7 protein-coding genes are annotated in these 9417 nt (G+C 43.4%); 6 read left to right on the forward strand and 1 reads right to left on the reverse strand.

What is annotated here, in order from left to right:
* Nucleotides 1–66: 66 nt before the first annotated feature.
* The gene (map, locus tag ACT3TU_RS07035; protein WP_413038367.1) at nucleotides 67–858 is read right to left on the reverse strand and encodes a type I methionyl aminopeptidase; all 792 of its coding nucleotides are present in this window, start codon (nucleotides 856–858) and stop codon (nucleotides 67–69) included.
* Between the two features lie 317 nt (nucleotides 859–1175).
* Between map and ACT3TU_RS07040 the strand changes: the two genes are divergently transcribed.
* The 6 genes from ACT3TU_RS07040 (at nucleotide 1176) to ACT3TU_RS07065 (ending at nucleotide 9215) form a co-directional block, all read left to right on the forward strand.
* Nucleotides 1176–2270, forward strand: coding sequence for an esterase/lipase family protein (locus ACT3TU_RS07040; protein WP_444784192.1), 1095 nt, complete (start codon nucleotides 1176–1178; stop codon nucleotides 2268–2270).
* Between the two features lie 280 nt (nucleotides 2271–2550).
* Nucleotides 2551–3660, forward strand: coding sequence for a lipase secretion chaperone (locus ACT3TU_RS07045; protein WP_444784193.1), 1110 nt, complete (start codon nucleotides 2551–2553; stop codon nucleotides 3658–3660).
* Nucleotides 3661–4098: 438 nt separating this feature from the next.
* Nucleotides 4099–4587: an META domain-containing protein gene (locus ACT3TU_RS07050; protein ID WP_192522903.1), complete on the forward strand. Its 489-nt coding sequence runs from the start codon at nucleotides 4099–4101 to the stop codon at nucleotides 4585–4587.
* Nucleotides 4588–4966: 379 nt separating this feature from the next.
* Entirely contained in the window at nucleotides 4967–5959 is a 993-nt protein-coding gene (locus ACT3TU_RS07055; RefSeq protein WP_444784194.1) for a Xaa-Pro aminopeptidase, read from the forward strand.
* 377 nt (nucleotides 5960–6336) lie between these two features.
* Nucleotides 6337–6999 (forward strand): hypothetical protein, encoded by a 663-nt coding sequence (locus tag ACT3TU_RS07060; RefSeq protein WP_444784195.1) that lies wholly within the window; start codon nucleotides 6337–6339, stop codon nucleotides 6997–6999.
* A gap of 194 nt (nucleotides 7000–7193) precedes the next feature.
* Nucleotides 7194–9215 carry a hypothetical protein gene (locus tag ACT3TU_RS07065; protein ID WP_192522900.1) on the forward strand — a complete coding sequence of 674 codons (2022 nt, stop codon included), beginning with the start codon at nucleotides 7194–7196 and terminating at the stop codon, nucleotides 9213–9215.
* Nucleotides 9216–9417: the final 202 nt, after the last annotated feature.

Genomic DNA, 9417 nt, shown 5'->3' on the forward strand with positions numbered 1-9417 from the left:
TTTGAATTGAGAACACGCCCTAATTATAATCCAAAAAAAAGACCGCCTAGGCGATCTTTTATGGGGTTACTGGGTCAAAAAACTTAAGTCTTCTTCGGGTCGAGTGGTGAATACTTCACAGCCATTATCAGTCACGACCATGGTGTGCTCCCACTGCGCGGATAGCTTACGGTCTTTGGTAATGGCGGTCCATTCGTCTGGCAAAATTTTGGTCTGCCAAGTACCTTGGTTAATCATCGGCTCGATGGTAAAGGTCATACCGGTTTTCAGCTCAAAGCCGGTGCCTTTTTTACCATAGTGCATCACTTGCGGCTCATGGTGGAATTCATCGCTAATGCCATGACCACAGAACTCGCGCACGATACTGAAACGCTCAGGCTCGACCACTTCTTGGATAGCGGCACCGATATCACCGAGACGAACGCCATCTTTGACCACGCTCATGCCAGCATAGAGTGCATCTTGCGCCACCTTGCAGATACGCTGCGCCATGATGGAGCCATCGCCAATGATCCACATTTTAGAGGTATCACCATAATAACCATCCTTGATGACGGTCACATCGATATTGATGATATCGCCATCTTTTAGCAGTTTGTTTTCGGTAGGGATACCGTGACAAACCACGTGGTTGACCGAGGTACAGATGGATTTAGGAAAGCCGTTATAGTTAAGCGGAGCAGGAATAGCCTTCTGCACATTAACGATATAATCATGAGCAATTTGGTTTAATGCTTCGGTGCTGACCCCAACTTTGACATGCTCATCGAGCATGACCAATAATTCGCTAGCAAGCTTGCCGGCCACGCGCATTTTTTCTATGGCTTCGGGGGACTGGATAAGAGATTTTTTAGTCATCATTGTCTTACTTATAGTTATGGAGTTTATGTGTTTAAATTATAGCATAAATGCATTAGTGGTGGTTTTGCTAGCCTTAACAATGGCTCTGTCTATTGATTAGATGTTTTGTGGTTAATATATGGCATAATTTGACTGTATAGTCATCGAAATATTGTATATATTTAAAAAATCAATTGAATATTACAAATTATAGAAGTATTGTAATTTTAGTTGCCAAATGGATTGGCAGTGGTTTTTAGCGCTTTTGCGCTGGATGCAATAGATAAGATTCTTTATAAAAACTACAAAACTTTAACGATAACAAGGATGTTGTTATGACTCGGAAACTTCCCCCGCGTGCCCGTGTTTTTCTCACGCCAAGCGCATTTTTGCCGCCACTCTGTGCCATTGGCGCTGGTGTTCTTATGCTGACCTTACAAACGACCTCTGCCCAAGCAGCGGGTCAGTACTATAACTGTGCCAATCCTACGGGTTGTAAATTGGTCAGTAGTAAACATTGGACATCAAAGCACACTGATACCAAATATCCTGTCGTCATGGCGCATGGTCTGGGTGGGTTTACCAAGGCCTTTGGCTTGGTAGATTATTTTTATGGTATTCCTGAAACGCTTATGAAAGGAGGCAGTCAGGTCTATACCACTAAGACATCATCAGTGAATAATAGTGAGTTCCGCGGTGAGCAATTACTGCAACAAGTTAAAACCATCAGCGCCATCTCAGGCAGTCCCAAAGTCAATTTACTTGGTCACAGTCAAGGCGGTATCGATATTCGTTATGTCGCTGGTGTTGCACCAGAGTATGTGGCTTCGGTAACCGCAATCTCAAGTCCGGAGCAAGGCTCAAAAATGGGCGATTGGGTCATCAAACAAGTTGTTGAAGGCAGTGCCAATGATGGCTATGGAGAAGGCGAGTTTAATGTTGGCTCACAGATTGCCCTAGGTTTCTTTAAGTTCGTCGGTGGCTTTATGGATATCAGCGCCGGCATTAGCTTTAAGGAGTTACAAGAGCAAGATGGCTGGAATGCAGTTCAAGCCCTATCTACTGATTACGCCACTCAGTTTAATGCTAAGTTTCCAGCAGCGATGCCGACCAGCTACTGTGGTCAGCCCGCCAATACTGAAGTTAATGGGATTAAGTATTATTCATTCAGCGGCATTGGGCAGATAACCAATGGCCTCGACCCCAGTGATTATATGCTGGCTCTGACAGGGTCGACGTTTAATGGTGATCCAAACGATGGCTTGGTATCTGCTTGTTCGAGCCGCCTCGGTTACGTGGTGCGTGATGATTATCGGATGAATCATTTAGATTCCGCCAATCAAGTCTTGGGTCTGACCGCATGGGGGCAGCCTGATCCTAAAACCCTATACCGCGACCAAGTGAACCGCCTGAAAAAAGCCAGTCTATAAAGGGTGTTGATAAAATTGGCACAAGCTTATTATTACCTTGAGTCTGCCTAGATTGTATAGAAACAGGGTCCACAGTGTTGGCCCTGTTTTTTTATATCAAAGATGTATGGTCGATGCTAAATTAAGATAAGTTTTTTTGACGCGTGACTGGTATTAATTTTTCTTGCTTGCTGTGTCTACGCTGACAGAGGCTGCAAAAAATAATACCAGTCGCATGGTATCTTTTTTTACATCGAACTGACTATATATAAACTGATTGATTAAATAAGATGTTTTCGTTATGTCCAATAATCGCCATTTCCCGTTGTTGCCCATCGTTATTATTGCTGTGATTATCGCTATAACAATAGCGGTTATTTTATGGTTTAAGCCTAATGATAGCGGTGTTGACGCTTCACCCATGACTACTACCGCAAACAGTAACGACGGTGAGCTTGACTCGACAAATATGGCTGGGTCAAACAACAGTGTTAGTACTTCATCAAATCAAGATAACGCTGGTTTTAGAACAGGACTGGAGAATCTGCCGCGCTCATTACAAGGCACCGATGTCGATGGTGAGATTATCATTGACGAAAATAAACAGCTGGTAGTCACCGAAGGCTTACGGCGCTTGTTTGATTATTTTTTATCGGCACTTGGTGAAGAAGACGAGGCCATTATCTATACTCGTGTGCAAAGCTATATTCGCAATCACACGCCAGAACCTGCTGCCAGCCAAGCTATGACCATATTTGATCAGTATGTGACTTATCTTAAAGCAATTCCTGATATAGAAAATCGTTATGGAAACTTGCAGTTGCAAGCAACAGAAAACGGCGAGCTAGATTTAAACGTCGTCGCGCAACAAAAGCAAGATGTGGCTAAACTACGTCAGCAGCATTTTGAAAAGGCGACAATCACGGCGTTCTTTGGAGCAGAAGATGAATACGATGATTACAGTATCGAGATGGTGAAAATCAATCAAAACCAACAGCTATCTGATGCGCAAAAACAAGCCGCAAAGCAAGACTATATAAGCCGCATGCCAGACAACACGACCAAAGCCAATCTTACCCAACAAGCCAACCTAAATGAGTTGATGAGCCGCACAGAGCAGATGAAAGACAAAGGCGCAACGGCTGAAGAGTTATATAGTATGCGTCGGGAGTTAGTCGGCGCGCCAGCAGCAGCAAGGCTTGCCCAACTGGATCAAGAAGACGCTAATTTTGATCAGCGATTTAATCAATATCAAGCGCAAAAGCAGCGCCTTTTGAGCCAAACTAACGATAAAACACAGGCTCAAAATCAAATCAATCAGATGGAGCAACAACTGTTTAATGATGCGGAGCGCAAACGGTTGGCAGGGTATGTCGCTGTGCAGCAACAGAAAATGTCCAATACAAACTAGGGCCTGTCGTCGATCTGAACGAAAGCAACTATCAAAAAGTAACTATCAATCTGAATGAAAGCAACTAAAAAGCAACTAAATGGGTAAAAATGAGCACAGGTAATGAAGGTTTAGGTCGTGAGGTTTTAGGAGGACAGCTTATAGAAGCCAGCTTTAAAGAGTGAGCAGGCGCTAACAGCTAATAGGTCGCTTAGCAAGGTATGTTAGCAAAAACCCTATAGAGTAAACAAATATGGTTGTAATTATACACTTAATCTATCATGACAAATGGGTGACGATTATGCATAATAGCCGCGTTGCTACGATTGATGATTACAACAATAAATTAATCACAGCAAGTACAAATGCTTAGGGTGTGTGCCCAATATTTTCAAAATGAGGGCGCACCTTAACATAATGAACAATACTTGATTTATATTTGATTTTATAGGAGTTTATATGAAAAACATGACTAAAATGATGATGGCGGCTACTTTGGCTGTAGGTACACTAGCTGCTGGTTGCCAAACCACGCCTAGCGTTACCGCACCAGTTGCGCAACCAATTACGGCTAAGGCTTTACAAGCGTATGATTGGCAGCTTGTTGATGCCAAGCGTACCAATGGCGACAAAGTAAGCCAGTTGTTCTTCGATCCGGCTAAGCCATTAACATTGAAGTTCTTTAAAGACAATGGCAATGACCGCGTTACATTTGTGAACACCTGCAATAACATGGGCGCTAACTATAGTGTTGAGAATGGCAATGTCGTATTAGGTAACGTTTTATCTACTATGATGGCCTGCCCTGAGCCACAAGCAAGCTTTGATACAGCAACTATGGCGACTGTACAAGGTAAATATAGCATCAATGAGAATGCCAATAAAACCCCTATTTTGACCATCACCAATGACAAGCAAGTTGCTCACTTCAAAGCAATTTCTAAATAAGCCAGTGATTTAGCCGATTATTCATTTGGCTTAAATATACTGTCGCTGTAGATTAAAAGCTGCCTCACTTATTAGTGGGGCATTTTTTTGATCTAAAATAAGTGTCTAATCTAGGTTACACTGGCTCTATCGCTTGGTTCTGGCGTGGAGATTTCTCATATCCATATAAAGTGTATCGAAATAAAGTGGGTCGAAATAGGGTGTGTTGAACATTTTTTTCTTGCTTGCTGTTCGCCAGCGTGACAGAGGCTGCAAAAAATTCACTCCAGTAACACTTGTATCGGTTTTAAAGTAAATCAACATATTAGGGCAATATCTTATGTTAAAAGCTACTGTGTCCAAACAATCCTTTGATAGATGCAATATAAGTAGGTACAAGATGAACTGCACGGCTGCGCTTCCCATACTAGCTATCCCAATGCTCACTGTACTAACAGGGTGTCAAACCATACTAGATACTGCGCCTAAAGCACCTGCCAGTATGATTATCAATAAGAAGCTGAACACGAGTAATCCGCTCACCGCAAAAATGCCAGCGATAGATCAGCAAGGCTATATTGCTTATGTCGAAGAACAAGGCGTCGGTGCTGCTAAAGTCTCTACGCTATATCGTATCAGGCCGGATGGCAGCAATCGCCAAATGATTGACCAGCTAAATGGCTATATCTATGCGCCGGTGTGGTCAACGGACGGTCAAATGCTTGCTTATAGCAAACAAGCGCCGCGCCAGCATCCGAAGATTTATATTTATGATGTTAAGAGTAATAGCAAAAATCTAGTCGTAAACGCCGAGGGCAGTAATTTATCACCGTCATTCTCACCTGATGGGCAAAAAATCCTCTATAGCTCGACCGTCGGTGGTAATGCTGATATCTATGAGATGCGCCTCAGCGATGGCAGTATCAAACAACTCACCACTTTACCGAGTACTGAGGTACAGCCAAGCTATGCAAGCGATGGCAAGAGCTTCGTTTATACCAGTGATAAAGTACGTGCTGGACGTCCAAGTATTTATCGTTATCATTTTGCCACGGGTCACGCAGCATTGATATCGACGGGAGGCTATGCCGCCAGTCCACAGCTTAGTATAGATGGTCAGCGCTTGGCATACCTTAATGGCCGCAAAGCGGCGGTGATGACACTCGGCACAGGAAAAGTGATTAATCTGGCAGAGACGGGTCTTGATGAGCCTGCCCGATTATCACCGTCTGGGCAATATGCCATTTATCCAATGCGTCACTCAAATTTAGGCGGGCAAGTCGATGGTAAAAGTGGAGGCGGTCTGGTCATACACTCATTGTCGGGTAATACCAGCTACGCCATTAATGACAAAGAGGGTGGAATGGTACGCTCACCGATTTGGGGACGTTAATAGTGAAAGCTCTATATTAAGTAATGAGATGTCTATATAATCACCAATAAAGAAACATAAGTCGATTATAAAAGTCTGGATTTTAGAGGTTATTTATTATCCACTTAACTTCCTCAAACCTAACAAGGTCATCGTAGCCCGACCTTGTTATTCAACATATAGTCGATACTGAATAAAATAGATACACAGCACTATACAGCGTGACTGGTACAAATTTTTCTTGCTTGCTGTGCCTACGCCGACAGAGGCTACAAAAAATGTATCCCAGCCCCGCTGTATCTCTTTTATATTGACCTGGCTATATAAAATCAAAACGTATCGTATTAAATCGAGCCATCAAGATATTACAGTGGGTGGCTAAAAGGAGAAAACGGGCAATGCAAGAATCTTTTTTAGTATTTATCACTAAAATCAGTTTATACCCCACGTTTATTTTTACGGGGCTTGTGATGTTCGTTACTTTGTATTGGGTAGTCTCTTTACTCGGTATGGCAGATATGGATAGCGTAGATTTAGGTGATTCAGGCGGCGATGTAGATGCTTCCAACTTATCATCAGCAGGGTTTTTTACGGGTCTTATGCTCAAATTTGGGCTTTACGGTGTGCCTTTAATCATCATACTAAGCTTAATTAGCTTAATCGGGTGGTTATTAAGCTATTTATATAGCAGCTTCTTACATCAATATTTTGACTCTGGACTTTTATACTATCTATTTGGTACCGGGGCTCTGATTTTTGTATTGGTGGTCTCCATGTGGCTGACCGGTATTATTATTTCACCTATTCGCAAAAATATCACCAAAATTCCAAAGCGTAATGCCTCGAGTAATATTGGCAAAACCGCCATTGTGCGCACGCTTAGTGTGACCGACAAACACGGCGAGGCGGAATTAAGTGATGGTGGTGCCGGGTTGATACTTAGGATTCGTCCTGATATCAACGATAATGATCATCTGCTCAAGCAAGGTGACAAAGTGGTATTGGTAGAGTATTTGGATGAGATTAATGCCTACCGAGTCGCTCTGGCCAAAGACAAATAACCATCGTCAATGATTTAACCAATAGGGCTTTGGTTATAGGCTTTAGCGATAGATTGGATTAAGAGTTAAAAATAAATAGGTAATCGCAGTTAATCGATAGCGGCTGAGTAAGTATAGAAGAAAGATCAGCTATTGATAAGAAAGATATTAACGGTTTTAAATTTGGTTGGAATGTTTTAATTAAAGGAAGGAATATGGACATACTCATTATCGTCGGCGTGGTTGTGGTGCTGGCGTTTGTTTTCATTATGGCTGCGCTTTTGATGCTAAAAGCCTTCTACTTTAAGGTAGAGCAGGGTAAGGCGTTGATCATTAACGGGGTCAACAAAATCGCCGTACGTTTCGATGGCGGTTTTGTGTGGCCAGTCATTAACAAAAAGGAGTTAATGAGAATCTCGCTAATCACCCTAGAGGTGGATAGACGCGGTAAAGAAGGACTGATTTGTGCGGATAACATGCGTGCTGATATCACGGTGGCGTTTTATTTGCGGGTCAATGAGACTGAAGAAGACGTGCTTAAGGTTGCTAAATCTCTTGGCGCTGAGAGAGCCTCAGACAAAGTGGCCGTTAATGAGCTGTTTAATGCTAAGTTCTCGGAAGCCTTAAAAACGGTTGGTAAGCAAATTGATTTCGTCAAATTGTTTGAGAATCGCAGTGAGTTTCGTGACAGTATCGTTAAAGAGATTGGCAATGATCTAAACGGCTATGTCTTAGAAGATGTGGCGATTGATTACTTAGAGCAAACCCCGAAAGTGTCCTTGGATTCGAGTAATATCTTAGATTCTGAGGGTATCAAAAAGATTACTCAATTAACAGCCTTTCAAAACGTCATGACCAACGAGCTTGAGCGTGATGAAGAGTTGGCGGTTAAAAAGAAAAACGTTGAAACGGTCGAAGCGATGCTTGAGCTTGAGCGTCAACAAGCAGATGCCGAAGCCAAACAGAAACGCGAAATATCCTCAGTGATTGCCCGTGAGACGGCTGAGACGCGTAAGATTGAAGAAGAAGAACGTAAAAAGTCTGAAACCGCGATTATTATGGTTGAGCAGGATTTAGCGATTCAGCGCGAAAACCAACAACGTGAAGTTGAAGTGGCGGGACAAAATCGTCTGCGTGCGGTGGTTATTGAAGAAGAGAAGGTCACCCGAGCTCGTGATTTAGAAATTGTCTCGCGCGAGCGTGAAGTTGACTTGCAACGTATCGAAGCCGAGCGTGCGATTGAGCTTGAGAAAAAAGAAATTGCTAACGTCATTCGTGAGCGTATCGCGGTGGACAAAACCGTCGCTCAAGAAGAAGAGCGCATCAAAGAAGTTCGCGAAGTCAGCGAAGCTGAGCGCGCTAAGCAAACACGCGTACTGGCAGCCGAAGCTGACGCTGAAGAAATCAAAGTGCGTCAAGTCAAAAAAGCAGAAGCAGAAGAGTTGTCTGCCAAGCACAAAGCAGTCGAGATTACCACGCTTGCCAATGCCAACCTTGAAGCCTCAGCCAAAGATTCAGAGGCCAAAATTAAAATGGCCGAAGGTATCAAAGCCGAAGAGTCCGCACATGGCTTTGCTGAAGCCGCTATTCAAGAGGTAAAAGCTGCCTCTTTAGAAAAAGAAGGTCTGGCCAAAGCCAATATTATCAAAGCGACAGGTCAAGCCGAAGCGCAATCAGAGCGTGAAAAAGGCATGGCTGATGCTGAAGTTATCGCGGCTCGCGGTGCATCTAATGCCAAAGCCGAGCATGATATCGGACTGGCAGATGCTCAGGTTATCGCCGCTCGCGGTGAGTCAAACGCCAAGGCAGAGCGCGAAGTTGGGCTGGCCAAAGCCGAAGTGACTCGTGCGCATTTCCAAGCAGAAGCAGATGGTCTGGTCGAGAAGTTCAATGCCATGGGTAGCATGAGCAAAGAAGCTCGCGAGCACGAAGAGTTCCGTATGGGTCTTGAGACTGCCTTGCAAGAAGCGATGGCGTCGATTGATGCTGGTAAAGAGATTGCCAAAGAAAACGCTGAAGTATTGGCGGTCGCGCTACAAAAAGCCAAAATCGATATCGTTGGCGGTGAAGCGCACTTCTTTGATAACTTTGCTAAGTCGCTATCGATTGGTAAAGCCATCGATGGTCTCGCTGGCAAGTCAGATACTTTGGGCGGCATTATCAATACCATGATGGCCAATCAAGTAATGAATAAAACCAATAAAGCGAACGATGAGTCTGATAACAAACCTGCTTAATCTAACGCTTCATCTTTGGCTAACGGTTTATTTTTGAAGGTAATCGTCAATCAGTAATTTTATTAAAGCCAGTGGTGGTTTAGGTCGCCACTTGCTTTTGCCAACTCAAGTGTAACGCTAACAATGAGCTGGCTACTCTAAAAAAATGAGTCATGAGCATTCGTTTTTTTAGAGTAGCCAAGTGCTGCTTTAATAAAAAATT

Source organism: Psychrobacter sp. AOP3-A1-26 (assembly GCF_052378235.1).
Taxonomy (GTDB): Bacteria; Pseudomonadota; Gammaproteobacteria; order Pseudomonadales; family Moraxellaceae; genus Psychrobacter.

Excerpts from the sequence above, each read along its gene's own strand:
- ACT3TU_RS07040 (WP_444784192.1), top strand. The coding sequence starts at position 1,176 with ATGACTCGGAAACTTCCCCCGCGTGCCCGTGTTTTTCTCACGCCAAGC.
- ACT3TU_RS07045 (WP_444784193.1), top strand. The coding sequence starts at position 2,551 with ATGTCCAATAATCGCCATTTCCCGTTGTTGCCCATCGTTATTATTGCT.
- map (WP_413038367.1), bottom strand. The coding sequence starts at position 858 with ATGACTAAAAAATCTCTTATCCAGTCCCCCGAAGCCATAGAAAAAATG.
- ACT3TU_RS07055 (WP_444784194.1), top strand. The coding sequence starts at position 4,967 with ATGAACTGCACGGCTGCGCTTCCCATACTAGCTATCCCAATGCTCACT.
- ACT3TU_RS07065 (WP_192522900.1), top strand. The coding sequence starts at position 7,194 with ATGGACATACTCATTATCGTCGGCGTGGTTGTGGTGCTGGCGTTTGTT.
- ACT3TU_RS07060 (WP_444784195.1), top strand. The coding sequence starts at position 6,337 with ATGCAAGAATCTTTTTTAGTATTTATCACTAAAATCAGTTTATACCCC.
- ACT3TU_RS07050 (WP_192522903.1), top strand. The coding sequence starts at position 4,099 with ATGAAAAACATGACTAAAATGATGATGGCGGCTACTTTGGCTGTAGGT.